The 23,583-nt window shown below is 69.9% G+C and carries 24 protein-coding genes and 4 tRNA genes; 16 read left to right on the top strand and 12 right to left on the bottom strand.

What is annotated here, in order from left to right; all coding sequences use genetic code 11:
- Positions 1-7 precede the first annotated feature (7 nt).
- Both FHR56_RS00140 and FHR56_RS00135 read left to right on the top strand, forming a co-directional pair.
- On the top strand, positions 8-1,108 hold the full coding sequence (locus tag FHR56_RS00140; protein ID WP_184502350.1) for a branched-chain amino acid aminotransferase: 1,101 nt from the start codon (positions 8-10) through the stop codon (positions 1,106-1,108).
- Between the two features lie 585 nt (positions 1,109-1,693).
- A complete protein-coding gene (locus FHR56_RS00135) occupies positions 1,694-3,478 on the top strand; it encodes a S8 family peptidase (protein WP_184502349.1) in 1,785 nt (594 codons plus the stop codon).
- 319 nt (positions 3,479-3,797) lie between these two features.
- Here FHR56_RS00135 and ybaK read toward each other — a convergent pair whose 3' ends face one another.
- From ybaK to wrbA, 4 genes are all read right to left on the bottom strand, one after another.
- A complete protein-coding gene (ybaK, locus tag FHR56_RS00130) occupies positions 3,798-4,271 on the bottom strand; it encodes a Cys-tRNA(Pro) deacylase (RefSeq protein WP_184502348.1) in 474 nt (157 codons plus the stop codon).
- A 9-nt stretch (positions 4,272-4,280) separates the two neighbouring features.
- On the bottom strand, positions 4,281-4,766 hold the full coding sequence (locus tag FHR56_RS00125) for an asparaginase domain-containing protein (protein WP_017909075.1): 486 nt from the start codon (positions 4,764-4,766) through the stop codon (positions 4,281-4,283).
- Positions 4,767-4,845: 79 nt separating this feature from the next.
- Positions 4,846-5,202, bottom strand: a complete 357-nt coding sequence (locus FHR56_RS00120; RefSeq protein WP_184502347.1) for a DUF2069 domain-containing protein — start codon at positions 5,200-5,202, stop codon at positions 4,846-4,848.
- Positions 5,199-5,795, bottom strand: coding sequence for an NAD(P)H:quinone oxidoreductase (gene wrbA, locus FHR56_RS00115; RefSeq protein WP_184502346.1), 597 nt, complete (start codon positions 5,793-5,795; stop codon positions 5,199-5,201). Before wrbA ends, FHR56_RS00120 begins: the two co-directional genes overlap by 4 nt.
- A 76-nt stretch (positions 5,796-5,871) precedes the next feature.
- Here wrbA and FHR56_RS00110 point away from each other — a divergent pair, with 76 nt between their 5' ends.
- Positions 5,872-7,146: a YihY family inner membrane protein gene (locus tag FHR56_RS00110; RefSeq protein WP_184502570.1), complete on the top strand. Its 1,275-nt coding sequence runs from the start codon at positions 5,872-5,874 to the stop codon at positions 7,144-7,146.
- 5 nt (positions 7,147-7,151) lie between these two features.
- Positions 7,152-7,775 carry a TlpA disulfide reductase family protein gene (locus tag FHR56_RS00105; RefSeq protein WP_260400264.1) on the top strand — a complete coding sequence of 208 codons (624 nt, stop codon included), beginning with the start codon at positions 7,152-7,154 and terminating at the stop codon, positions 7,773-7,775.
- A 444-nt stretch (positions 7,776-8,219) separates the two neighbouring features.
- Here the strand turns inward: FHR56_RS00105 and ppk2 are convergent, their stop codons facing one another.
- The 8 genes from ppk2 to hemA form a co-directional block, all read right to left on the bottom strand.
- On the bottom strand, positions 8,220-9,008 hold the full coding sequence (ppk2, locus tag FHR56_RS00100) for a polyphosphate kinase 2 (RefSeq protein WP_184502345.1): 789 nt from the start codon (positions 9,006-9,008) through the stop codon (positions 8,220-8,222).
- A complete protein-coding gene (locus FHR56_RS00095; protein WP_010341252.1) occupies positions 9,005-9,349 on the bottom strand; it encodes a helix-turn-helix domain-containing protein in 345 nt (114 codons plus the stop codon). The genes ppk2 and FHR56_RS00095 overlap by 4 nt, the downstream gene beginning before the upstream one ends.
- 13 nt (positions 9,350-9,362) lie before the next feature.
- Positions 9,363-9,881, bottom strand: a complete 519-nt coding sequence (moaB, locus tag FHR56_RS00090) for a molybdenum cofactor biosynthesis protein B (protein ID WP_184502344.1) — start codon at positions 9,879-9,881, stop codon at positions 9,363-9,365.
- 234 nt (positions 9,882-10,115) lie between these two features.
- On the bottom strand, positions 10,116-10,694 hold the full coding sequence (locus FHR56_RS00085) for a hypothetical protein (RefSeq protein WP_184502343.1): 579 nt from the start codon (positions 10,692-10,694) through the stop codon (positions 10,116-10,118).
- 356 nt (positions 10,695-11,050) lie between these two features.
- Positions 11,051-12,763 (bottom strand): tetratricopeptide repeat protein, encoded by a 1,713-nt coding sequence (locus tag FHR56_RS00080; protein ID WP_184502342.1) that lies wholly within the window; start codon positions 12,761-12,763, stop codon positions 11,051-11,053.
- 40 nt (positions 12,764-12,803) lie between these two features.
- Positions 12,804-13,256 (bottom strand): GNAT family N-acetyltransferase, encoded by a 453-nt coding sequence (locus FHR56_RS00075; protein WP_184502341.1) that lies wholly within the window; start codon positions 13,254-13,256, stop codon positions 12,804-12,806.
- Complete coding sequence (gene prfA / locus FHR56_RS00070) at positions 13,253-14,338, bottom strand: peptide chain release factor 1 (RefSeq protein WP_184502340.1); 1,086 nt, start codon at positions 14,336-14,338, stop codon at positions 13,253-13,255. Before prfA ends, FHR56_RS00075 begins: the two co-directional genes overlap by 4 nt.
- Positions 14,316-15,599, bottom strand: coding sequence for a glutamyl-tRNA reductase (hemA, locus tag FHR56_RS00065; RefSeq protein ID WP_184502339.1), 1,284 nt, complete (start codon positions 15,597-15,599; stop codon positions 14,316-14,318). Before hemA ends, prfA begins: the two co-directional genes overlap by 23 nt.
- A 66-nt stretch (positions 15,600-15,665) precedes the next feature.
- Here hemA and FHR56_RS00060 point away from each other — a divergent pair, with 66 nt between their 5' ends.
- The 12 genes from FHR56_RS00060 to FHR56_RS00005 all read left to right on the top strand — a co-directional run.
- Positions 15,666-17,336, top strand: coding sequence for a tetratricopeptide repeat protein (locus FHR56_RS00060; RefSeq protein ID WP_184502338.1), 1,671 nt, complete (start codon positions 15,666-15,668; stop codon positions 17,334-17,336).
- A complete protein-coding gene (gene lolB / locus FHR56_RS00055; RefSeq protein WP_184502337.1) occupies positions 17,333-17,986 on the top strand; it encodes a lipoprotein insertase outer membrane protein LolB in 654 nt (217 codons plus the stop codon). Before FHR56_RS00060 ends, lolB begins: the two co-directional genes overlap by 4 nt.
- Complete coding sequence (gene ispE / locus FHR56_RS00050; protein ID WP_184502336.1) at positions 17,983-18,846, top strand: 4-(cytidine 5'-diphospho)-2-C-methyl-D-erythritol kinase; 864 nt, start codon at positions 17,983-17,985, stop codon at positions 18,844-18,846. The genes lolB and ispE overlap by 4 nt, the downstream gene beginning before the upstream one ends.
- Positions 18,847-18,858: 12 nt before the next feature.
- Positions 18,859-18,935: transfer RNA gene (locus tag FHR56_RS00045), tRNA-Gln, on the top strand.
- 139 nt (positions 18,936-19,074) lie between these two features.
- A complete protein-coding gene (locus FHR56_RS00040) occupies positions 19,075-20,034 on the top strand; it encodes a ribose-phosphate diphosphokinase (RefSeq protein ID WP_184502335.1) in 960 nt (319 codons plus the stop codon).
- A 167-nt stretch (positions 20,035-20,201) separates the two neighbouring features.
- Positions 20,202-20,849, top strand: a complete 648-nt coding sequence (locus FHR56_RS00035; RefSeq protein WP_017907366.1) for a 50S ribosomal protein L25/general stress protein Ctc — start codon at positions 20,202-20,204, stop codon at positions 20,847-20,849.
- 54 nt (positions 20,850-20,903) lie between these two features.
- The gene (pth, locus tag FHR56_RS00030; RefSeq protein ID WP_184502334.1) at positions 20,904-21,488 is read left to right on the top strand and encodes an aminoacyl-tRNA hydrolase; all 585 of its coding nucleotides are present in this window, start codon (positions 20,904-20,906) and stop codon (positions 21,486-21,488) included.
- A gap of 73 nt (positions 21,489-21,561) precedes the next feature.
- Entirely contained in the window at positions 21,562-22,653 is a 1,092-nt protein-coding gene (gene ychF, locus FHR56_RS00025; protein ID WP_184502333.1) for a redox-regulated ATPase YchF, read from the top strand.
- 159 nt (positions 22,654-22,812) lie between these two features.
- Positions 22,813-22,898: transfer RNA gene (locus FHR56_RS00020), tRNA-Tyr, on the top strand.
- 32 nt (positions 22,899-22,930) lie between these two features.
- Positions 22,931-23,004: transfer RNA gene (locus FHR56_RS00015), tRNA-Gly, on the top strand.
- Positions 23,005-23,034: 30 nt separating this feature from the next.
- Positions 23,035-23,110: transfer RNA gene (locus FHR56_RS00010), tRNA-Thr, on the top strand.
- Between the two features lie 45 nt (positions 23,111-23,155).
- Positions 23,156-23,583 (top strand): GTP-binding protein (locus tag FHR56_RS00005; protein WP_184502332.1); only part of this gene is annotated, 428 nt, incomplete at its 3' end.

Genomic DNA, 23,583 nt, shown 5'->3' with positions numbered 1-23,583 from the left:
ATTCCCGGTGTCCGCTACCGAGCCGTCCACGCAGTTCCGCCTGATCCCGTCCACCGCCGCGCGCAGCGCCGAGGCGCGCGCGCAGATCCTCGCCGCGCCGGGCTTCGGCAACTATTTCACCGACCACATGGTCGCCATCGAATGGAGCCGCGAGCAGGGCTGGCACGACGCCGAAGTGCGTGCCTACGGCCCGCTGGCGCTGGACCCGGCCGCCTCGGTGCTGCATTACGGCCAGGAGATCTTCGAAGGCATCAAGGCCTACCGCCATGCCGACGGCTCGATCTGGACCTTCCGCCCGGAGGCCAACGGCAAGCGCCTGCAGCGCTCGGCGCAGCGCCTGGCGCTGCCGGAACTGCCGGTGGAGCTGTTCGTGGAGTCGCTGCGGCAGTTGATCGCGGTCGACGCGGCGTGGGTGCCGTCGGCGCCGGAGACCAGCCTGTACTTCCGTCCGTTCATGATCGCCAACGAAGCGTTCCTGGGCGTGCGCGCCGCGCAGAAGGCCGGCTACTACGTCATCGCCAGCCCGGCCGGCGCCTACTTCGCCAAGGGCGTGGCGCCGGTGGCGATCTGGCTGTCCACCGACTACGCGCGCGCCGCCAAGGGCGGCACCGGCGCGGCCAAGTGCGGCGGCAACTACGCCGCCTCGCTGCTGCCGCAGCAGCAGGCGCAGGCGCAGGGCTGCTCGCAGGTGCTGTTCCTCGACCCGGTCGAGGGCAAGTACATCGAGGAACTGGGTGGCATGAACGTGTTCCTGGTGATGCGCGACGGCAGCCTGGTCACCCCGGCACTGTCGGGCAGCATCCTGGAAGGCATCACCCGCGACAGCATCCTGCAACTGGCCCGCGACCGCGGCATGCAGGTGGTGGAGCGGCAGGTGAGCATCGACGAGTGGCGCGACGGCGTGGCCTCGGGCGAGATCGCCGAGGTCTTCGCCTGCGGCACCGCCGCGGTGGTGACCCCGATCGGCCAGCTCAAGGGCAAGGATTTTGAGGTCGGCGACCTGACCGCCCCGACCGGCCCGGTGACCCTGTCGCTGCGCCAGGAACTGACCGACATCCAGTACGGCCGCGTCGCCGATCGCCACGGCTGGCTGGTGCGGCTGGGCTGAGCCTGCCGTGTCCGACGCCAGGGTGGCCGTCGGCGGCCCTGGCGGACGGATCCGCGCCGTGGCGCATGGTCCGGCGACATGTCGTCGGCCTTCGCCGGCGGTAGCCGCCGCGGTGCGCTGGAGCGTCTCTCGCGCCTCGGCGCCTCTTCTCTGTGCCGCCGCCTCCCGGTCTCTCCGAAAGCGTCCGCTCCCCTGACATTCCGTGGCCATCCTGACGCGCAGGGGTGTCCCGCAGACCACGCCGTCTGTCCGTATCCGCTGTCCCGTGTTCTTGCCGATGTGTCGCGCGAGAGCCAAAAATGTGCTCTGGATTTGCCAAGTTTGGCGTCTCGCCATGCTGCAGCGCAACAAAAGTGAGGTATGCATCTCTTTGTTACATCGAAACTCATTGCACTTCTCCGTTTTGTACAACGGATTTCCGTCACACCCTGCTCCATACGCGCTTGTACTGAGCTAGGTTCGATGAATGGTCGGCAACACATGGGTCGGCCGGGCTCGCAATGCACGCCAGGTTCAGGTCAGGGCCGGACCGGTGCGGCGCGGAACACCGCCAGCAGGCGGCTACTCAACCGAAAGGAAGTCCGAATGTTCGAAATGTCGCATCGTGGTTCGCGCCAGCGTCCGTGGCTGGTCGTGCTGGGCGCCTCCGCTCTCACCTCGCTGCTGCTGGCCACCCCGGCCTTCGCCGGTGACGTGAACCTCTCCGGCCTGTCTTCCGAGCCGACCGTGCAGCGCTTCATCGTCAAGACCCGCGACGCCGCGCCGATCAGCATCTCCAGCGCCTCCGCGGCCGCTGCCGCGCCCTCGGCGGCGCTGCGCGCCACGCTGCAGTCGGCCGCCGCCGCGCTGCCGGCCAAGAACGGCCGTGCGCTCGGCCTGACCAGCCTGCGCCGCCTGGCGCTGGGGCCGGAAGTGGTCAAGGCCAGCCGTCCGCTGGACCGCGCCGAGGCCGAGACGCTGATGCGGCAGATCGCCGCCGACCCGAACGTCGAGTACGTCGAGGTCGACCAGCGCATGACCATCGCGCTGACCCCGAACGACCCGCGCCTGGGCGACCAGTGGGCCTTCGGCACCAGCAACGCCGGCATCAACGTGCGTTCGGCCTGGGACAAGGCCACCGGCAACGGCGTGGTCGTGGCGGTGATCGACACCGGCATCACCAGTCACCCGGATCTCAACGCCAACATCCTGCCCGGCTACGACTTCATCAGCGACGCCGACGCCGCGCGCGACGGCAACGGCCGCGACAGCGACCCGTCCGACGAAGGCGACTGGTCCGCCGCCGGCGAGTGCTACTCCGGCTCGCCCGCCTCCGACTCCAGCTGGCACGGCACCCACGTGGCCGGCACCATCGCCGCGGTCACCAACAACGGCACCGGCGTGGCCGGCACCGCGTTCAACGCCAAGATCGTGCCGGTGCGCGTGCTCGGCAAGTGCGGCGGCTACACCTCCGACATCGCCGATGCGATCACCTGGGCCTCCGGTGGCACCGTCAGCGGCGTGCCGGCCAACCAGAACCCGGCCGAAGTGATCAACATGTCGCTGGGCGGCAGCGGCACCTGCTCGAGCACCTACCAGAACGCGATCAACGGCGCGGTCGGCCGCGGCACCACGGTGGTGGTGGCGGCGGGCAACAGCTCGACCAACGTGTCCAGCTCGGTGCCGGCCAACTGCAACAACGTGATCGCAGTGGCGGCCACCACCTCGTCGCGGGCCAAGGCCAGCTACTCGAACTACGGCTCGGGCATCGACATCTCCGCGCCGGGTTCGAGCATCCTGTCGACCCTCAACGACGGCACCACCACCCCGGGCAACGCCAGCTACGCCTCCTACAGCGGCACCTCGATGGCGACGCCGCACGTGGCCGGCGTGGTCGCGCTGATGCAGTCGGTGGCGCCGACCGCGCTGACCCCGGCGCAGGTGGAAAGCACCATCAAGAACACCGCGGCCAGCTTCTCCTGCTCGCAGGGTTGCGGCGCCGGCCTGCTCGACGCCAACGCAGCGGTCACCGCGGCGCAGAACGGCGGCAGCGGCGGTGGTGGCGGCGGCGGTGGCGGCAGCAGCAACGAACTGCAGGACGGCGTGGCGGTCACCAACCTCAGCGCCAACACCGGTTCCTCGTTGAACTACACGGTCAAGGTGCCGTCCGGTGCCAGCAGCCTGTCGGTCGCCACCTCCGGCGGTAGCGGCGATGCCGACCTGTACGTGCGCTTCGGCAGCGCGCCGACCGATTCGGCCTACGACTGCCGTCCGTACCGCAACGGCAACAACGAGACCTGCACCTTCAACTCGCCGCAGGCCGGCACCTACTACGTGCGGGTGAAGGCGTACAGCACGTTCTCCGGCGTCAGCCTGAAGGCCGACTACTGAGGCACTCCGTCGCGGCGGCCGCGCCATGGCCGCCGCGCACCTCCCGGTGCCGGATCGCAGCGGGCGGCCAGGACGCCGCTGCTGCCACTCTCGGTCGCCCCGCGCTTCGGCGCGAGGCTTTTTTATGGGCGATGCGCGCGCACTGCCGCGTGGCGCGCCATGGCGCTACGTCCTGCGCGCCATCGCTGCGGTGGTCATGTGGATCCGCTCGCCGGCACTGCAGCGTGGAGCCGGGTGCCCGCCAATGCCACGGCGCAGGCGCTGTCCGGCGCGGCGATGGGCAGGATCGCGATCTACGTCACCCGCTCCGATGTCGCCATTACTCGCACAGATCGCAGGCACGCGCCTGCAGCGCGTCGAGCACCTGCGCGGCCTCCATCTCCAGCAGCAGGCCGCGTTGCCCGGCGTTGAACCACACGCTGCCCGCGCCCAGCGCCGATTGCTCGATCAGCACCGGCGCCGGCCGCTGCTGGCCCAGCGGACTGATGCCGCCGACCTTGTAGCCGGTGCGGCGCTCGGCCTCGGCAGCCTCCATCATCCGCGCGGCCTTGCCGCCCGCGGCGGCGGCCAGCTTCTTCAGCTGCACGCGGCGGTCGGATGGCACCACCACGCAGACCGCGCGCGTGTCGACCCAGGCCATCAGGCTCTTCAGTACCCGCTCCGGCGGCAGGCCCAGCGCCTGCGCGGCCTGCAGGCCCTTGGCGCCAGCCTCGGCGGCGTAGTCGTACGGATGCAGCCGGTACGCGATGCCGGCCGCGTCCAACGCCGTGGTTGCGCGTGTGGCCTTGGACATCGCGGTCGCTCAGGCGGCTTCGAAGCGGTTGGCCGCCACGTTCTTGCGCACCTTCTGCGGGTCCCAGATGCGCCCGTTCATGGCGATGTAGACGCCGGCCGGCAGCGACTGCACCGCACCCACCGCGCAGCCGATGTTGAACTCGGCGTCGGAGCCGCGGAAGCGGGCCGGGTTCAGCGCACCGGTCATCACGATGGTCTTGCCTTCGATCGCCTGCAGCACCTTGCCGGTCTGCACCATCGAGTCGGTGCCGTGGGTGATCAGCACATGGCGCGCGGACTGCGCGGCGATGGTGGCGCGGATCAGTTCGCGGTCTTCGTCGGTGATGTGCAGCGAATCCTTGCGGATGATCGGGATCACGGTGAAGCGGAAGGTCACGCCCAGTTCCTTGAGGATCTGGCCGATCTGCGGGTCGCCGATCTGATAGTCGGACTTGTCGTCGAAGTAGATCTTGTCGATCGTGCCGCCGGTGGTGACGATCAGGAGTTCTTCCATTGCCGTTCCTAGAAGCATGTCGGGACGCGGGCGTGGCCGCGCAGGCCGTCCATGATACCGGGCGCGGCGGTGCGGCCGCTCAGTCGCGCCCGGCCGCGCCACGGCGGCGGGCGAAACGCGCGCGGATGCCTGGCGCGCTGGACAGGCCCACCACCAGCAGCGCCAGCAGCAGTTCGGCCCAGCCGTAGCCGCGCTGCGGCGGGTGGCTCCAGGCGGTCATCACCCCGTGGCTGAACCACAGCAGCGCGCCGACGCCGCTCCAGAATCGCGCCAGCGCCGAGCCGCGCAGCACGCCCACGGCGAGCAGCAGCGGCGGCAGCGCGAACACCAGCAGGGCGGCCAGACGGTGACGATCGTCGTGGAACCAGGCCGCGAACAGCGCCGCCAGCGCCAGCAGCGCCACCCCTAACGCTACCCGCAGGCGCCCACCACTCATGGCGCCGCCAGTCGTTGCGCGATGTCGGCCAGGCGTCGGCCGAGCGCGCGCGCCAGCTGCGCTTCTTCCTCGCTGGGTTGCGGGTCGTCGTCGGCGCCGGCGACGTGGCTGGCGCCATAGGGCGTGCCGCCGCTGCGGGTGCTGCTGAGCAGCGGTTCGGTGTAGGGGATGCCGACGATCAGGCAACCGTGGTGCAGTAGCGGCAGATGCATCGACAGCAGGGTGGCTTCCTGGCCGCCGTGCAGGGAGGCGGTCGAGGTGAACACCGCCGCCGGCTTGCCGGCGAGGGTGCCGCTGGCCCAGTCGGCGCCGAGGCCGTCGATGAAGTGCTTGACCGGCGCGGCCATGTTGCCGAAACGGGTCGGGCTGCCCAGTGCCAGGCCCACGCATTCGCGCAGGTCGCTGGCATCCACGTACGGCGCGCCGCTGTCGGGCACCGGCGGTGCGCTGGTCTGGGTGACCGCCGCCACCGGCGGCACGGTGCGCAGGCGCGCGCTCATGCCCGGCACTTCGCCGACGCCGCGCGCGATCTGCCGTGCCAGGCGCGCCACCGAGCCGCCGCGGCTGTAGTACAGGACCAGAATCTCGGCCATGCGGCCCTCTCGTGGATCGGAACGGCCGCCAGTATCGACGATGCCGGCGTCCATGCGCATCGGGTACCCTTGCCCGATGCAGCCGCTGGACACCGTCAACCTCTGGGCCGACCGCCTGCGCGACCGCGCGCGCATGCGCAGCTTCGCCGGCTTCCTGTGGCGGCGCTTCATCGACGACCGCCTGTTCCAGGCCGCGGCCTCGCTGGCCTACACCACCATCTTTGCGCTGGTGCCGTTGGCGGTGGTGGTGTTCGGGGTGCTGTCGGCGTTCCCGGTGTTCGACAAGTGGAGCGACCAGCTCAGCGACTACATCTTCTCCAACTTCGTGCCGGCCGCGGCGCGCTCGGTGGAGTCCTACCTGCGGCAGTTCTCGGCCAGTGCCGGGCAACTGACCACCGCCGGCGTGATCGCGCTGGTGGTCTCGCTGCTGATCACCCTCAACAGCGTCGAGCAGACCTTCAACCAGATCTGGCGGGTGGTCTCGGCGCGGCCGCAACTGACCCGCTTCCTGGTGTACTGGACGGTGCTGACCCTTGGTGCGCTGCTGGCCGCGGCGTCGCTGGCGGTGTCGGCGCGGTTCTTCGCGCTGCCGCTGTTCAAGACCAGCGAGGGCCGGCTGCTGGCGCAGGTAGTACTGAGCGTGGCGCCGGTGCTGATCGAATTCGTCTGCATCACCCTGGTGTACCGGGTGGTGCCGCACCACACGGTCAAGCTGCGCCATGCGGTGCCGGGCGCGCTGCTGGCGGTGCTGCTGCTGGAACTGGTGAAGTGGGGCCTGAGTCTGTACCTGGGCAGCTTCCAGTCGTACCAGCGCATCTACGGCACGGTCGCGTTCGTGCCGATCTTCCTGCTGTGGATCTACCTGAGCTGGATCGCGATCCTGCTCGGCGCCTCGGTGTCGTCCTCGATCGCCGCCTTCCGCTACCAGCCGGCCTCGATGCGCCTGCCGGCCGGCTACGAGATCTACGGCCTGCTGCGCCTGCTCGGGCGCTTCGCGCAGGCACGCAAGCAGGGCAGCGGACTGCAGGAGGACCAGATCCTGCAGTTGGAGCCGATGCTGACCGACTCGCTGATGCAGCAACTGCTGTGCGAGCTGGAACGCATCCGTCTGCTCCGCCGCACCGAACAAGGCGACTGGCTGCTGGCCCGCGACCTGAGCGACCTGCCGGTGGCCGAACTGTACGAGAATTGCCAGTTGCGCATCCCCGTCGTCGAAAGCTATCTGCCGTGCCGCGACGACGCCCTGGGCCAGGCGGCCTGCCGCGCGCTGGACGAACTGCGCCTGCCGCTGCGCGACGTGCTCAAGCGTCGTGTCGGCGACCTCTACACCGAGATCGGAGACCTTGCATGACCGCCATGCGCCTGCTGTTCCCGCTGTTCGCCGCCGCCGCGTTGCTGGCCGGCTGCGACCGCCAGCCCACGCCCAAGCTGGCCGACGGCGCCGCGACCACCGCGCCGTCCGCCGCGCCCAAGGCGCCGGCAGCACCGGAAGCGCCCGCCGCGCCGGCGGCTGGACCATCGGTGGTGCAGGAGACCCGCCCCGAGCCGACCCTGAAGATGAAGGCGGTGGACGGGCGTGAGTACGACCTGGCCGCGCATCGCGGGCAGTGGGTGGTGGTGAATTTCTGGGCCACCTGGTGCGCGCCGTGCCTGAAGGAGATGCCGGAGTTGTCGGCCCTGCACGTGATGCGCGACAACATCGAGGTGGTGGGCCTGGCCTACGAGGACATCGAGCCGGCGGAGATGCAGGCCTTCCTGAAGCAGCATCCGGTGGCCTACCCGATCGTCATCGTCGACACCTACGCGCCGCCGGCCGATTTCGCCACCCCGCGCGGCCTGCCGATGACCTACCTGATCGCGCCCGATGGCAAGGTCGCCAAGCAGTTCCTGGGGCCAGTCACCGCCCACGACATCGAAACCGCGATCGCCGCCGCCGGTGGTCCGGCGCCGGGGCAGGGCAAGGCGAAGGCGGCGGGCTGAGGCTGTCAGTGGCCTGGGTGGCGCGGCCGCCGCCCGGGATTGGGGATTGGGGATGTCTACTTCCGTGCGTGCGCATGGTGTCGCCGTCCGATCGCCGCTGGGCCGCGGAGCCGCCGTAGGAGCGGCTTCAGCCGCGACTCGGAAAGCCGACCCGTGCTGGCGCTGCGGGTGTGCCCGCACCGCCCTCCGATGCGTCGGAAGCGCAGCGCTTTCCTTGTGGGAGGGATTTCAGTCCCGACGCCTTGGGCGACGAGAGGCTTGGATGGTGCCGCCCGTCGCGGCTGAAGTCGCTCCTACAGGAGGCAGCAGGCGCCGTGGCCGGGATCCAGCGTAGGAGCGGCTTCAGCCGCGACGCGCTTTCCCGAAACCGCTAACCGCGTGCCCAGCGACGCACTGTCGAAGCTCGACGAGCTGCACGCCGCATGCGTTCAACCAATCCCCTCCCTAATCCCCACTCCCGACCCCATACGAGGGAATCGGCTGCAGCAGTCCGAACTTTTCCTTGTGCAGCTTGTGCTTCAGCGGCGGCAGGTCCAGGTCCGGTTCGTGCAGGCGGGTTTCCGGCAACTGGTCGAGCAGGTGCCGGATCAGGGTCAGGCGGCCGCGCTTCTGGTCGTTGAAATCGACCAGGGTCCACGGCGCGTAGTCGCGGTGGGTGGCTTCCAGCATCGCTTCGCGGGCGCGGGTGTAGTCGGCGTACTGGCTGCGCGACTTCAGGTCCACCGGCGACAGTTTCCAGCCCTTCAGCGGGTCGTGCAGGCGCTCGGCGAAGCGCTTTTCCTGCTGCGCCTGGTCCACGCACAGCCAGTACTTGAACAGGCGGATACCGTCGTCCACCAACAACCGCTCGAACAGCGGGGTCTGGCGCAGGAAGGCGTGGTACTCGGCGTCGCTGCAGTAGCCCATGACCCGTTCCACGCCGGCGCGGTTGTACCAGCTGCGGTCCATCAGCACGATCTCGCCGGCGGCCGGCAGGTGCGCGATGTGGCGCTGGAAATACCACTGCGTGGTTTCGCGGTCGGTCGGCTTGGGCAGGGCCACCACGCGGCATTGGCGTGGGTTGAGGTGTTCGGCGATGGCCTGGATCGCGCCGCCCTTGCCGGCGGTATCGCGGCCTTCGAACAGGACCAGCACGCGCTCGCCGCTGTGCTGCACCGCCTGCGCCATCGCCATCAGCTCCAGCTGCAGCGGTTGCATCAGGGCCTTGTACTGCTTGCGCTTGAGGTGACTCATTTGCTGCTCCGCTTGCGGGTGCCGGTGCCGGCCATGCTGCGCGCCACTTCCAGCAGCGCGCCCTGCTGGCGGGCATCGAGGGCGCGGTAGGCCTGCAGCAGGTCGTGTTCGCCGCGGGTGCGCGCCGGGTCCAGTTGGCTGGCCAGTTCGCCGAGCAGCGCGCCGGCGGGGACGCCGAAGGTGCGCGCCAAGGCGGTGAGCTGGGCGCGTCCGGGCAGTTTCTCGCCGGCCATCCAGGCTTTGACCGTGGCCGCGCCGGCGCGCGGAATGGCCGCGGCGATGTCCGCGGCGCTCATGCCGCTGGCCTTGGCCAGCAGACGCAACGTGGTATCCAGGGGCATGCGCGAGTCCAGGTCATTCCTTCAGTCGCGGGCGCAGCGTCGCCAGATTGCAGGGGCGGGTGCGGGCATCCAGTTGCGCGGCGATGATCCGCTCCCAGGCGGTGCGGCAGGCCGAGGTGGAGCCGGGCAGGCAGAACAGGAAGGTGGCGTTGACCAGGCCGGCGAAGGCGCGCGACTGCAGGGAGGAGGTGCCGATCTCCTCGACGCTGATCGCGCGGAACAGTTCGCCGAACCCGGGCATCTCCTTGTCCAGCAGCGGCAGCAGCGCCTCGGGCGTGGAGTCGCGGCCGGTGAAGCCGGTGCCGCCCGTGACCAGGATGCCGTCCACGGCGGGATCGGCGATCCAGGCCGAGACCGTGGCGCGCATCCGGTAGCGGTCGTCCGGCAGCAGCGCCCGCGCATGCAGACGGTGGCCGGCGCCGCCGAGCGCGGCGACCAGGTAGTCGCCGGAGCTGTCCTGCTCGAGGGTGCGTGTGTCCGAGACGGTCAGCACGCACAGGTTCAAGGCGATGAAGTCGGCGTTGGCGCTCATGCCGGCAGCCTAGCCGCTCGCCCGGCCGGCGTATAGCCTGCCGGCGCCACTGCTTCAGCCGCGGCTGCGTTGGGCAAGGGAGGCCGTCGCGGACCGAGCCGGCACGTCGCGCAATGCTGGCTGCCGAGCGGAAATGCCTGAGCGGGGCGCCAAGGCCGGAAGTGTGATCAGCGGCCGCAGGCGGCGTGCCTGCAGGCTGCGGCGGGAAGCCTGCTGGCACGGCGCTCTGTCGATTCAGGCGTGGGCATGGGCGGTGGTCCTTTCTTCACATGGCAGCGCCAACATGCGTGGCCGGAAACGGCGTACGTTGGCGGCACGATCGGCAGCCAGCGGCAGGCGCTCGGGCTCGCGCTGCAGTGCGCGTCGCTGCGCGTCGGCGCTGTGCCACTCGGTGCGTTCGAGCAGGGTGCGGCCATCGTCGGACAGGTAGAGGTGCGAGGCGATCAGGCCCCGCAGCGCATGCGCGCCGTCCTGCAGGGCGGCGAAGGCGGCATCGGCACGGCGCTGCGCCGATGCCGCATCGCGCGTCGGGACGCGCGTGACCACCACGCAGGACGCTTCCCGGTGCGGATCGGAGACGCCGCTGCGGATGCGCCGGTAGCGGCGCAGCGTCCGCCGTAGCGCCGGCAGGCGCGCGCGCAGCAGCCCATGCAGTTCCGGCGCGGCGTCGCAGCAGCAGCGTGCGTACAGCAGGTCGGGGGTGTCGCCCAGGGATTCCATCCAGGTCAGGGCCTGCAGTCGGTGGTCGCACAGGCCGCGCACGCAGTCGAGCAGCGCGGTGCGGTCGGGGATGAGCGCCTCGGCGAGCAGCATGCTGCGCGCTGGCGTGGGATGAAGGGGCAGCGGGTGAGGGAACGATGGCGACATCGCGGGATCTGCACAGGGAGCGTGCGCGGAGTATCAGACCTCAAGTTCGCTTGAGGTCAAGCATCGGGGGGCGATCCGCGAGACGCAGGTAAGGGGATGCACGCGCAGCGCCTCGCACCCGCTGCCGGTGACGCATCGGTGGGATCTGCGCGATGGCGCGTCCTCCTCGCCGGGTGTGTCGTGTGCGGTCGAAGGATGCGATGCCAGGGGGAGGCATCGGCCACCCCGATGGCAACAGGAGTGCGTTCCAGTACCTTGCGCTGCTCGATGCATCCCGCGGCGCGCAGCGCAGGCGCAAGCGATCAGGCCGAGGCTGCGCCTTGCCAGCCGTGGCGGGCCGCGGTGTCGCGCAGCAGCGCGGCGAAGTCGTCGGCGAAGCCTTGCATGTCGAACAGGCCGCTGTCCGCGCGCCGCGCTTGCAGCTTTTCGCGCAACGCGTGCAGCGCCGTGGGATCGCGCCCCAGGCGCACCGCGGTGGCGGCGAACGCCGCGTCGTCGGCGGCATTCATCTCGTCCAGGCCGAGATGATGGTTGAGGCTGCCGGCCACGCGGGCGGCGAAGGTGCTGCCGGGGCAGGTCAACACCGGGCAGCCGGCCCACAAGGCATCGGACGCGGTGGTGTGCGCGTTGTACGGATGCGTGTCCAGGAACAGGTCGGCGTGCCGGTAGCGCGCCAGATAGTCCGGATGCGCCAGTTTGGGCATGAAGCGCAGGCGCGTCGGTTCCACGCCGGCCGCTGCGGCGACCGCGCGCAGCCGGTCATCGGCCTGGCCCGGGCCGGACAGCAGCCACAGCACGCTGTCCGGTACCTGGCGCAGCACCTCCAGCATCCGCGCCATGCTGCGTGGGCCGAGTTTGTAGCTGTTGTTGAAGCAGCAGAACACGGTGCCGTGTTCGGGCAGCCCGCAATCGCGGCGCGCGGGCGGAATGCCGATGGGGCGGGTGTCGTCGGACGGCTGGAAGGCGCGCGGCAGCCGCAGCACCCGCTCGCTGTAGTGCGCGGCCAGTGCGGGCGGCAACGCGTAGGCATCGCCGACCACGTAGTCGATCCATGGCGCGCCGGAGGTGCCGGGGTAGGCCAGCCAGTTCAGCTGCACCGGTGCCGGGCGCAGCGCCAGCACCTCCGGCGTGCCGCCGCCACCCCAGCCGCGCAGATCGAACAGCAGGTCGATGCCGGCGTCGCGGATGCGCTGGGCGATCTGCCGGTGCGGCTGCCCGGCGACCTCGTGCCACGCGTGTGCGGCCGCCTGCAGGCGCGCGCGGAGCGCGCTGCGGTCATCGCCGTTGAGCGCGAACAGGTACACCTGCAGGTCGGCGTGCGCGCGCAGGCGCTCGAACAGGGCAACGGTCAGCAGGCCGGTGGGATGCGCGCCGAAGCCGTTGGACAGGAAGCCGATGCGCAACGCGCCATCGCGGCGCACCTGCGTGGCGGGCAGCGGTGCGAGGGTGCGCGCCAGCGCCTGGGCGCGGTTGCGCGCGCAGCGCAGTTGCTCGTCCGCGCCCGCGTCCTCGTTGAGGAAGGCGAACGGTTCGATCGTCGGCTGCCCTTGCCGCACCGCGCTGCGCACCTGCTGCGACAGCGCGTCCAGTTCGCGCCAGTCGCACAGCTTGCGCCGCCAGTTCAACAGGTAGGCGGCGATCGACGGTTCCTGCGGCAGCAGGGCATGGGCATGCGCGTAGGCCTGCGCCGCGGCCTCGGCCTCGCCGCTGTCTTCCAGCGCGTGGCCCAGCCACACCGCGATGCCCGGGTGCTGCGGCGCCTGCTGCAGCGCCTGGCGCAGGGCCTGCGTCGCCTCGGCATGGCGACCCTGGGTCCAGCGCACCCGGCCCAGCCGCGCCAGCGCCTCCGGATGCCCGGGGCGCAACTGCAATGCGCGCGCGGCGGCCTGTTCGCCGGCCGCCACCGCGCCGGCGCCGAGTTCGGCGTCGGCGAGCATCACCCAGGCCAGGAAATCCTGCGGATCGCGCCGCACCGCGGCCTGCAGTTGCAGGCGTTCGTCGCTGCCGCCGTTCATGCGGCCGTCGCGGTCGCGGCCGATTGCGGGCGGCGCGCATTCACGGCGCCAGCGCCTTGACGTAGTGCTGCGCGCTCAGGTCCTGCTGCCAGCCGCAGGCGCGGTACAGCGCCTGCGCGGACAGATTGTCCTGCGCGGTCTCCAGCACGATGCGCACCGCGCCGTCGTTTGCGGCGTGGCGCTCTGCGGCATGCAGCAGCGCCTGCGCCACGCCGTGGCGGCGGTGCGCCGGCGCCACGTACAGATCGTTGAGGATCCACACCCGCGCCGCCCGCACCGAGGAGAAGGACGGATACAACTGCACGAAGCCGGCGGCCTGCGCGTCGCGCTCGGCCAGCAGCACGACCGACTCGGCGTTGCCCAGGCGCGCGGCGAGGAAGGCGTGCGCGGTCGCCGCATCCGGCGCCTGCCCATAGAACTGCCGGTAGGCATCGAACAGCGTTGCCAGCGCCGGCAGGTCGTGCGCAGCGGCTTGGCGCACGCGCACGCTCATGGGCTGTCGCTCAGGCGCGCGAGCTCGTCGACCTGGTGCTCGTGGCTCAGGCGCCCGATCAGCGCATCCAGGTCGCCCTCGATCACGTTCGGCAGGTCGTACAGGGTCAGGCCCTCGACGCGGTGGTCGGTGATGCGGCCCTGCGGAAAGTTGTAGGTGCGGATGCGCTGGCTGCGGTCGCCGCTGCCGACCTGCAGCTTGCGGTCCTGCGCCTCGGCCGCGGCCTGCTTGCTGCGCTCGGCCTCCAGCAACTGCGCCTTCAGCCGCTTCAGCGCCTTGTCGCGGTTGGCGTGCTGGCTGCGCTCGGTCTGGCACTCCACCACCACGCCGCTGGGCACGTGGGTGATGCGGATCGCCGACTCGGTCTTGTTGACGTGCTGGCCGCCGGCGCCGGAGGAGCGGAAGGTGTCGATCTTCAGGTCGGCCGGGTTGATCGCGATCTCCTCCACGTCGTCGGCCTCGGGAATGATCGCCACCGTCGCCGCGGAGGTGTGGATGCGGCCCTGCGATTCGGTCGCCGGCACGCGCTGCACGCGGTGCGTGCCGGATTCGAACTTCAGCTTGGAATAGGCGCCGCGGCCGACGATGCGCGCCACGACCTCCTTGTAGCCGCCGTGCTCGCCGGGGCTGTCCGATTCCACTTCCACCTTCCAGCCCTGGCGTTCGGCGTAGCGCGCGTACATGCGGAACAGGTCGCCGGCGAAGATCGCCGCCTCGTCGCCGCCGGTGCCGGCGCGCACTTCCAGGAACAGGTTGCCGTCGTCGCGCGGATCGCGCGGCACCAGCAGCAGCGCCAGTTCCGCGTCCAGTTCGCCCAGGCGCGCCTGCGCGGCGGCGATTTCCTCCTCGGCCAGCTCGCGCAGTTCCGGATCGGCGCGCATCGCCTCGGCCGAGGCCAGGTCGGCCTTGGCCGCCGCCTCGGCGGCCAGCGCGGCGGCGACCGGCTCCAGTTGCGCGAACTCGCGCGAGTAATCGCGGAAGCGCGTGTTGTCGCTCACCACCTCGGGGTCGGACAGCAGGCGTTCGAGTTCTTCGCGACGCTCGGCCAGCGCCTCCAGCTTACGGCGCAGGGTCGGTGTCATCGGTCTTCAGGATCGGATGGAAATAGCCCGGCTTCTCCGGGAACAGGCGCTCGGCGGCGCGCGCCAGGTCGGCGTCGCCGCGCAGCGCCGCCTCGCGCAGGGCCGCGGTGGGCGGATGCAGCAGGCGGTTGGTCAGGGTGTTGGCGAGGAACTCCAGCACCTCGTCGGCCGGCTTGCCGTGCGCCAGTTGTTGCCGCGCCTTGGCCAGCACGTCGTCGCGGGTGCTGTCGCCATGCGCGCGCAGGCGTTTGAGCGGGGCCTGGCGGGTGCTGGCCTGCAGCGCTTCCATGTAGCGCACGACCTGCAGGTCGATGATCGCCTCGGCCGCTTCGGCGGCCTCGCGGCGGCCGCGGCGGTTGTCCTCGACCGCGCGCTCCAGGTCGTCGACGGTGTACAGGTAGGCGTCGGCCAGGTCGGCCACGCCGGCCTCGATGTCGCGCGGCACCGCCAGGTCGAACAGCAGCATCGGCTTGTGCTTGCGCGCGCGCAGCGCCTGTTCGACCTGCGCCCGCGTCACCACCGGCTCGCGCGCGGCGGTGGCCGAGAACACCACGTCGGCCTCGTGCAGGTGACGCTCCAGCTCGCTCAGCGGCAGCGCCACGCCGCCGTGGCGGCTGGCCAGTTCCTGTGCGTGGGCGAGGGTGCGGTTGGCGATCAACAGGCGCCGCACGCGGCCCTCGCTGAGATGCTTGGCGGCCAGCTCGATGGTCTCGCCGGCGCCGACCAGCAGTACGGTGGATTCGCTGAGCCGGGCAAAGGAACTCTGCGCCAGGCGCACCGCGGTGGAGGCGACCGAGACCGGATTGGCGCCGACCCGGGTGTCGGTGCGCGCGCGCTTGGCCACCGAGAAGGTCTGCTGGAACAGCCGGTCCAGGCGGCTGCCAATCGCCCCGTGCTCGCGCGCCAGCGACCAGGCGTCCTTCACCTGGCCGAGGATCTGCGGCTCGCCCAGCACCATCGAGTCCAGCCCGGTGGCGACGCGGAACAGATGCCGCACGGCGTCCGCGTCCTGGTGCTGGTACAGGTAGCCGTGCAGGCCGGCGGCGTGCGAATCCAGCCAATCGGCCAGGTGTTGCGCATCGCCGGCGATCGCGTACAGCTCGGTGCGGTTGCAGGTGGACAGCAGCGCCGCCTCGGCGACGTCGGGCAGCGCGCGCAGCGATTGCAGCGCGCGCGGCAAGGCGTCGCCGGCGAATGCCACCCGTTCGCGCAGGTCGACCGGCGCGGTCTGGTGGTTCAATCCGAGCACCCACAACGTCATCTGTTCAGTTGCTTGCGATAAGCTGCTGGCCATTCAGGGCCCCATTTTACGGCCCGGCCGCTTCCGATGCCCGCACTGATTCGCATCCGTACCTTTCTGCTGCTGTCCGCAATCGCCGCCGTGGCCGCACCGGCCGCGGCCAAGGCGCCGAGCCCCGCCCAGGACGTGATGACGCCGGTGCTGGCCGGCGAGTTCGCCCTGCAGGCCGGGCAACTGGCCGATGCCTCGCGCTGGTACCTGCAGGCCGCCAACGACAGCCCCGGCGACGCCGGCCTGGCCGAGCGCGCCACCCGCATCGCAATGCTGGCCAACGACAGCGCCGCTGCCACCCAGGCCCTGGCGCTGTGGCGCCAGCGCGCGCCGGAGTCGCTGGCCATGCGCAGCGCCGAGGCTTCGCTGGCCCTGCGCAGCGGCAACCTGCGCCAGGCGCGCAGCCTGCTGGTGGCCTTGCTGCGCGACAAGGATCCGCGCGGCTGGCGTTTTGCCCTGATCGCCCTGGTCAGCGGCAACCGCGATCCGGAGGTGGCGGCCAAGGCCCTGGACCAGTTGCTCGACGCCAATGCCATCCCCGACCAGCTCGAAGCCTGGCAGGAGTTCGGGCGCCTGGCGCTGCGGCTGGACCAGCCCAAGCTGGCCGAGCGCATCGTCGATCAACTGGTCAAGCGCTTCCCGCAGGAGCCGCGCGTGGCGCTGCTGCATGCCACGCAGCTGCAGCAGGCAGGCAAGACCGAGCAGGCGCGCGCGCTGCTGCAGGGGGTGGAACCCAAGGTGTCGGGCGACCCGGAACTGCGCACGGCGCTGGCGTATGCCTATGACGCGATCGGCGACACCGCCGCCGCGGCGCGGGTGCTGGCGCTGGGGCCGCAGACCACCCAGAACTACGGCCTGCGCGCTTCGATGCTGGCCAAGCTGCAGGACAACGCCGCCCTGACTGCGCTGTACGACGAGCTGCGCAAGGGTGCCGACCGGCCCGATCCGGAGCGGCGCCTGCTGCTCGGCAAGATCGCCGAGTTCCTCAAGCGCAACCAGGAGGCGGTGGACTGGTACCGCGGCGTGCCGGGCGGTCCGCTGCGCAGCGAGGCGCGGCTGCGCGCCGCCGGTGCGCTGTACGCGCTCGGCCAGAAGGACGCGGCCTTCGCCGAGGCGCGCGCGCTGCAGGACGATGCCGAGGCCGACGATGCCGCGCGCCGCGACGCGTATGTGCTGGAGGCGGAACTGCGCCAGCGCAGCGGCGACGACGCCGGCGAGCTGCAGGTGTTCGAGCGCGGCCTGGCCGCGTATCCGGACGACAACGCGCTGCTGTACGCGCGCGGGCTGTCGTGGGAGCGCCGCGATCGCATCGACCGCGCCGAGGCCGACCTGCGCAAGATCCTGGTCACCGAGCCGGAGAACGTGGCGGCGCTGAACGCGCTCGGCTACACCCTGGCCGACCGCACCAAGCGCTATCGCGAGGCGCTGCAGCTGATCGACCGCGCACGCACCGCCGATCCCGACAATGCCGCAATCATCGACAGCTACGGCTGGGTGCTGTATCGGCTGGGCAAGACCCAGGAGGCGCTGGTGCAACTGCGCCGCGCCTGGAGCCTGGTGAAGGATCCGGAGATCGCCGCGCACATCGGCCAGGTGCTGTGGGAGCAGGGCAAGCGCGAGGAGGCCAACAAGTACTTCGACGAAGCACGCAAGCTCGATCCGGACAACCGCGCGCTGCGCCGCGCCCTGGAACAGGTGGCGCCGTGAGGCGCGGTCTGCGCACCGCCTGGGCGCTGGCCGCCGGGCTGCTGCTGGCCGGCTGCAGCGCGCTGCCGTCCCGCACTCCGGCGCCTGTCGCCGTCGCCACGCCCGATGTCGCTGCGCAGCAGGCCGAAGCGGCGCGCGCGCAGTGGCTGCAGGCGCATCCGGACTGGGCATTCCAGGGCCGGGTGGCGATCACCAAGGGGCGCAACGGCGGCAGCGGCCGCATCGACTGGACGCAGCGGCAACGGCAGTACGAAGTGCAGCTCAGCGCGCCGGTGACCCGGCAGAGCTGGCGCCTGATCGGCGACAGCCACTCCGAGGCCGGGCGCCTGGAGGGGCTGGAGGGCGGACCGCGCGACGGCGAGAACGCCGAGCAGCTGCTGTTGGAGGCGACCGGCTGGGAGATTCCGGTCAACCTGTTGCCGGACTGGGTGCGCGGGCTGGTGGCGACCGACGCGCAGGCGCCGGAGCGGGTCGACTACGACGCGCAGGGGCGGCCGCACACGCTGCGGCAGATGGGCTGGGAGATCGAATTCCAGGACTGGTACCCGCCCAGCGATGGCCGGCCGGCGCTGCCGCGGCGCATCGAGGCGCGCAACGGCGACGCCAAGGTGCGCCTGCTGGTCGACGCCTGGAGCGTGCCTGCGCCATGAGCGGAGCCAAGGACGGGGGCTGGTCGTCCTGGCCGGCCCCGGCGAAGCTGAACCTGTTTCTGCAGATCACCGGCCGCCGGCCGGACGGCTACCACCAGTTGCAGACCGTGTTCCGCCTGCTGGACTGGGGCGACACGGTGCACCTGCGGCCGCGCGCGGACGGCGTGGTGACCCGGATCGGGCCCTCCGTGGCCGGCGTCGCCGAGGCCGACGACCTGCTGGTGCGTGCTGCGCGATTGCTGCAAAAAGCGGCGAATGTCGCACAAGGTGTGGATATCCGCGTCGAAAAGCGCATTCCTGCGGGCGGTGGCTTCGGTGGCGGCTCGTCCGATGCGGCCACCGCGCTGGTGGCGCTGAATGCGTTGTGGGGCGCAGGGCTGGACGAGGATGCCCTGGCCGGCCTCGGCCTGTCGCTGGGCGCGGACGTGCCGGTGTTCGTGCGCGGGCGCGATGCCTGGGCCGAAGGCGTGGGCGAGCGACTGACCCCGCTCGGGTTGCCGCCGGCCTGGTATGTGCTGGCCGATCCGGGCGTGCACGTGCCCACCGCGGCGCTGTTCCAGTCCCCGGATTTGACGCGGGATGCTGCGCCCGCGAAAATAGCGGACTTCGTTTCAGGTTTCCTGCTCGGCAATGCGTTCGAGCCGGTCCTGCTTCGCCGCGAACCGGCCGTCCAGGCCACGTTCCAGGCGCTCGCGCGGATCGGCACGCCACGCCTGACCGGGTCGGGGAGCGGGTGTTTCGTCGAGTTCGCCGATCGCGCTGCCGCCGTGCGCGCGCTGGCGGACTTGCCGGACGGGGTGCGCGCCTGGGTGGCAGGCGGCGTCCCGCGTTCGCCGCTGCTCGACGCGCTGGAAGCTTGAACAGGTTTACGCAGGGGCGTCGCCAAGAGGCCCAAGGCACCAGGTTTTGATCCTGGCATTCGTAGGTTCGAATCCTACCGCCCCTGCCATTTAGGTATGCAGATCCCTCTGCAAAAGCCCGCACCTCCATGTGCGGGGATTCAATGGGAAAAGCATCGCTTCTCTTCGCTTTCCGATTCACGTCGTTTCGCCGCCACACGCTCTTTGCAGCCACCCCAGAGACCCCTCATGCAAGACCAACGCAACCTGCTGGTGTTCTCCGGCAACGCCAACAAGCCCCTGGCCAAAAGCATCTGCCGCGAGCTGGGCGTACGCCCCGGCAAGGCGATGGTCTCCAGCTTCTCCGACGGCGAAGTGCAGGTGGAGATCGAGGAGAACGTGCGCCGGCAGGAAGTGTTCGTGATCCAGCCGACCTGCGCGCCCAGCGCAGAGAACCTGATGGAGCTGCTGGTGATCATCGACGCGCTCAAGCGCGCCAGCGCCGCCAGCGTCACCGCGGTGGTGCCGTACTTCGGCTACTCGCGGCAGGACCGGCGCATGCGTTCCTCGCGCGTGCCGATCACCGCCAAGGTTGCGGCCAAGATGTTCAGTGCGGTCAACACCGACCGGGTGCTGACCGTCGACCTGCACGCCGACCAGATCCAGGGTTTCTTCGACATCCCGGTCGACAACGTCTACGCCTCGCCGCTGCTGCTGGCCGACATCTGGCGCGCCTACGGCACCGACAACCTGATCGTGGTGTCGCCGGACGTGGGCGGCGTGGTGCGCGCCCGTGCCGTGGCCAAGCGCCTGGACGACGCGGACCTGGCGATCATCGACAAGCGCCGCCCGCGCGCCAACGTGTCGACGGTGATGAACATCATCGGCGACGTCGAGGGCAAGACCTGCGTGCTGGTCGACGACATCGTCGACACCGCCGGCACCCTGTGCGCCGCCGCGGCCGCGCTGAAGGAGCGCGGCGCACTGAAGGTTGCGGCGTACTGCACGCACGCGGTGCTGTCCGGCCCGGCGGTGAGCAACATCAGCAATTCGCAGCTGGACGAACTGGTGGTCACCGACACGATTCCGCTGTCGGAGGCCGCCCGCGCCTGCGGCAAGATCCGTCAGCTCAGCGTCGCCGAGCTGCTGGCCGAAACCATTCGCCGCATCGCCTTCGGCGAGTCGGTGAGCTCGTTGTACGTCGACTGATTCAGGGCGGGGATTGGGGATTCGAAATTCGGGATTCGCAACAGCGCCGCTTCGGCGAATCCCCAATCCCGACTCCCCAATCCCTGCTCCACACAGACTCTTCTGGTCGCGGAAGAGTCCTTCAAACCGCCGCGAGGCGGTTCATTCAACCAAGGTAGTAAACGCAAATGGCAACCACGCATGAAATCAAGGTGCAGCGCCGCGAAGTCGAGGGCAAGGGTGCGAGCCGCCGCCTCCGTCGCGACGGCCTGATCCCGGCGATCGTCTACGGTGGCGATCTGAAGCCGGTCAACATCCAGCTCGATCACAACGAAGTCTGGCTGGCCAGCCAGAACGACTGGTTCTATTCGTCCATCCTCAGCCTGAGCCTGAACGGCGACGTGCAGAAGGTGCTGCTGCGCGATATGCAGCGTCACCCGTTCAAGCAGCTGATCATGCACATCGACTTCCAGCGCGTGAACGACAACGAGGCGCTGCACGCTTCGGTGCCGCTGCACTTCATCAACGAGGACGTGTCCCCGGCCGGCAAGTCGGCCGAAGTGGTCGTCACCCACGAGCTGAACGAAATCCAGGTGGTGTGCCTGCCGAAGGACCTGCCGGAGTTCGTCGAAGTCGACCTGGCCGCGCTGTCGGTTGGCGACGTGATCCACCTGTCCGACCTGAAGCTGCCGGCCGGCGTCGAGCTGCCGGAACTGAAGCTGGGCAAGGAGCACGACGTGGCGGTGGTCATCGCCAAGCACGGCCGTGTCGAGGAAGAGCCGGAAGCCACCGACGCGGCGGCTGCCGCCGAGCCGGCCAAGAAGGACGGCAAGTAATCGCCTGCGCAGCGTCCGGGCCTTCGGTCCGGGCGCTGCGGCGATGCATTGCGCATGACTGGTCTGCGTCTGATCGTCGGCCTGGGCAACCCCGGCGCCGAACACGCGAATACCCGGCACAACGCCGGGTTTCGTTTTGTCGACGCGTTGGCCGAACGGGCCGGCGCGCGCTGGAACGTGGACGCCAAGCTGTTCGGCGAGACCGCCAAGGTCGAGGTCGCGGGACGGGCGGTGTGGCTGCTGAAGCCGGCCACCTTCATGAATCTCAGCGGCAAGTCGGTGACGGCCGCATTGCGCTTCTGGAAGATCGAACCGGCGCAGGCGCTGCTGGCGCACGACGAACTGGACCTGGCGCCGGGCACGGCGCGGCTCAAGTTCGACGGCGGCCACGGCGGCCAGAACGGACTGCGCGATACCATCCGCCTGCTCGGGCATGCCGGCTTCCACCGCCTGCGCATCGGCATCGGCCATCCCGGCCACAAGGACAAGGTGGTGCCGTGGGTGCTGGGGCGTGCCGGCAAGGACGACCAGATCCTCATCGATCGCGCCATCGACGACGCCATCGCGGTGCTGCCGCTGGCCGTGCAGGGCGACTTCAACGAGGCGATGAAGCGGTTGCATACGAGCAGGGATTCGTGATTGGGGATTGGGGATTCGTGGCCGCGCGGCTGGCGAATCCCCAATCCCGAATCCCAAATCCCGGATCACACACATGGGCATCAAATGCGGCATCGTCGGCCTGCCCAACGTCGGCAAGTCGACCCTGTTCAATGCGCTGACCAAGGCGGGCATCGCCGCGGCCAATTTTCCGTTCTGCACCATCGAGCCGAACGTGGGCGTGGTGCCGGTGCCGGATCCGCGCCTGAACGCGCTGGCGGCGATCATCAATCCGCAGAAGGTCGTGCCGACCGCGGTCGAGTTCGTCGACATCGCCGGCCTGGTCGCCGGTGCGGCCAGCGGTGAAGGCCTGGGCAACAAGTTCCTGGCGCACATCCGCGAGGTCGATGCGATCACCCACGTGGTGCGCTGCTTCGAGCATGGCGACATCATCCACGTGAACAACAAGGTCGACCCGGTCTCCGACATCGAAACCATCGACACCGAGCTGGCCCTGGCCGACCTGGACAGCGTCGAGAAGGCGCTCAACCGCGCCGAGCGCGCGGCCAAGGGTGGCGACAAAGATGCGGCCGCGCGCAAGCCGGTGCTGGCCAAGCTGCAGGCCGCGCTGGCAGAGGGCAAGGCCGGGCGCAACGCTGGCCTGGACGAGGAGGAGAAGGCGCTGGTGCGCGATCTGTTCCTGCTCACCCTCAAGCCGGTGATGTACATCGCCAACGTGCTGGAAGACGGCTTCGAGAACAACCCGCACCTGGATGCGGTGCGTGCGCATGCCGCGGCCGAGGGGGCCGAAGTGGTGCCGGTGTCGGCGGCGATCGAGGAAGAGCTGTCGCAACTCGACGATGCCGATCGCGACGCGTTCCTGGCCGACCTGGGCCTGAGCGAGCCGGGCCTGAACCGGGTGATCCGTGCCGGCTACACCCTGTTGGGGCTGCAGACCTACTTCACCGCCGGGGTGAAGGAAGTGCGCGCCTGGACGGTCAAGGCCGGGTCGACCGCGCCGCAGGCCGCGGCGGTGATCCACACCGACTTCGAGAAGGGCTTCATCCGCGCCGAAACCATCGCCTACGACGACTTCATCAAGTACAAGGGCGAGGCCGGCGCCAAGGAAGCCGGGCGCCTGCGCCTGGAGGGCAAGGAGTACCGCGTGCAGGAAGGCGATATCCTGCATTTCCGCTTCAACGTCTGATGCGCGCGTGCGTCCTGGCCGGGCGCATGCGGGCAACGACGATTTCCTTCGACATCGCGTCAAAATACTGTTGACAAGGCGGGGATGTCAGGGAAGAATAGCGGGCTGTTTCACCCCTCTCTGATTTCGGCTTCGCAGCCGGGTTCGAGTGGGTAAGTTGGAGGGATACCCAAGCGGCCAACGGGGGCAGACTGTAAATCTGCTGGCTTACGCCTTCGGTGGTTCGAATCCACCTCCCTCCACCAGTTATTTTGTTGTGGCAGTGCGGCATCCCGTAGCGGGAGTAGTTCAACGGTAGAACCTCAGCCTTCCAAGCTGATGGTGCGGGTTCGATTCCCGTCTCCCGCTCCATTGAACGCGCTTGTGTCACAATAGAACAACGCTCACGTAGCTCAGTCGGTAGAGCACCTCCTTGGTAAGGAGGAGGTCGAAGGTTCGATTCCTTTCGTGAGCACCATATTCAGTCGTCAAATCTTTCTACGATCATCGAGAAGAAGCAGCCATGGCCAAGGGTAAGTTCGAGCGCACCAAGCCGCACGTCAATGTCGGCACCATCGGTCACGTCGACCACGGCAAGACCACGCTGACCGCGGCGCTGACCAAGATCGGCGCAGAGCGCTTCGGCGGCGAGTTCAAGGCGTACGACGCGATCGACGCGGCGCCGGAAGAGAAGGCGCGCGGCATCACGATCTCGACCGCCCACGTGGAATACGAATCCCCGACGCGCCACTACGCGCACGTGGATTGCCCGGGTCACGCGGACTACGTCAAGAACATGATCACCGGTGCGGCGCAGATGGACGGCGCGATCCTGGTGTGCTCGGCCGCTGACGGTCCGATGCCGCAGACCCGCGAGCACATCCTGCTGTCGCGTCAGGTCGGCGTGCCGCACATCGTGGTGTTCCTGAACAAGGCCGACATGGTCGACGA

This window comes from Xanthomonas sp. F10, from assembly GCF_014206815.1.
Classification (GTDB): Bacteria; Pseudomonadota; Gammaproteobacteria; order Xanthomonadales; family Xanthomonadaceae; genus Xanthomonas_A; species Xanthomonas_A indica.
Note: the sequence above shows the minus strand (reverse complement) of the source record. Positions and strands in the feature narration are given on the sequence as shown.

Bases quoted from the DNA above. Each gene is read 5' to 3' on its own strand.
- ispE (WP_184502336.1), top strand. From the start codon at position 17,983: ATGAGCGGAGCCAAGGACGGGGGCTGGTCGTCCTGGCCGGCCCCGGCG.
- FHR56_RS00075 (WP_184502341.1), bottom strand. From the start codon at position 13,256: ATGAGCGTGCGCGTGCGCCAAGCCGCTGCGCACGACCTGCCGGCGCTG.
- FHR56_RS00120 (WP_184502347.1), bottom strand. From the start codon at position 5,202: ATGAGTGGTGGGCGCCTGCGGGTAGCGTTAGGGGTGGCGCTGCTGGCG.
- FHR56_RS00040 (WP_184502335.1), top strand. From the start codon at position 19,075: ATGCAAGACCAACGCAACCTGCTGGTGTTCTCCGGCAACGCCAACAAG.
- pth (WP_184502334.1), top strand. From the start codon at position 20,904: ATGACTGGTCTGCGTCTGATCGTCGGCCTGGGCAACCCCGGCGCCGAA.
- FHR56_RS00060 (WP_184502338.1), top strand. From the start codon at position 15,666: ATGCCCGCACTGATTCGCATCCGTACCTTTCTGCTGCTGTCCGCAATC.
- hemA (WP_184502339.1), bottom strand. From the start codon at position 15,599: ATGACGTTGTGGGTGCTCGGATTGAACCACCAGACCGCGCCGGTCGAC.
- ychF (WP_184502333.1), top strand. From the start codon at position 21,562: ATGGGCATCAAATGCGGCATCGTCGGCCTGCCCAACGTCGGCAAGTCG.
- wrbA (WP_184502346.1), bottom strand. From the start codon at position 5,795: ATGGCCGAGATTCTGGTCCTGTACTACAGCCGCGGCGGCTCGGTGGCG.
- FHR56_RS00125 (WP_017909075.1), bottom strand. From the start codon at position 4,766: ATGGAAGAACTCCTGATCGTCACCACCGGCGGCACGATCGACAAGATC.
- FHR56_RS00080 (WP_184502342.1), bottom strand. From the start codon at position 12,763: ATGAACGGCGGCAGCGACGAACGCCTGCAACTGCAGGCCGCGGTGCGG.
- FHR56_RS00135 (WP_184502349.1), top strand. From the start codon at position 1,694: ATGTTCGAAATGTCGCATCGTGGTTCGCGCCAGCGTCCGTGGCTGGTC.
- FHR56_RS00105 (WP_260400264.1), top strand. From the start codon at position 7,152: ATGCGCCTGCTGTTCCCGCTGTTCGCCGCCGCCGCGTTGCTGGCCGGC.
- FHR56_RS00085 (WP_184502343.1), bottom strand. From the start codon at position 10,694: ATGCTGCTCGCCGAGGCGCTCATCCCCGACCGCACCGCGCTGCTCGAC.
- FHR56_RS00110 (WP_184502570.1), top strand. From the start codon at position 5,872: ATGCAGCCGCTGGACACCGTCAACCTCTGGGCCGACCGCCTGCGCGAC.
- prfA (WP_184502340.1), bottom strand. From the start codon at position 14,338: ATGACACCGACCCTGCGCCGTAAGCTGGAGGCGCTGGCCGAGCGTCGC.
- moaB (WP_184502344.1), bottom strand. From the start codon at position 9,881: ATGAGCGCCAACGCCGACTTCATCGCCTTGAACCTGTGCGTGCTGACC.
- ppk2 (WP_184502345.1), bottom strand. From the start codon at position 9,008: ATGAGTCACCTCAAGCGCAAGCAGTACAAGGCCCTGATGCAACCGCTG.
- FHR56_RS00035 (WP_017907366.1), top strand. From the start codon at position 20,202: ATGGCAACCACGCATGAAATCAAGGTGCAGCGCCGCGAAGTCGAGGGC.
- ybaK (WP_184502348.1), bottom strand. From the start codon at position 4,271: ATGTCCAAGGCCACACGCGCAACCACGGCGTTGGACGCGGCCGGCATC.
- FHR56_RS00095 (WP_010341252.1), bottom strand. From the start codon at position 9,349: ATGCCCCTGGATACCACGTTGCGTCTGCTGGCCAAGGCCAGCGGCATG.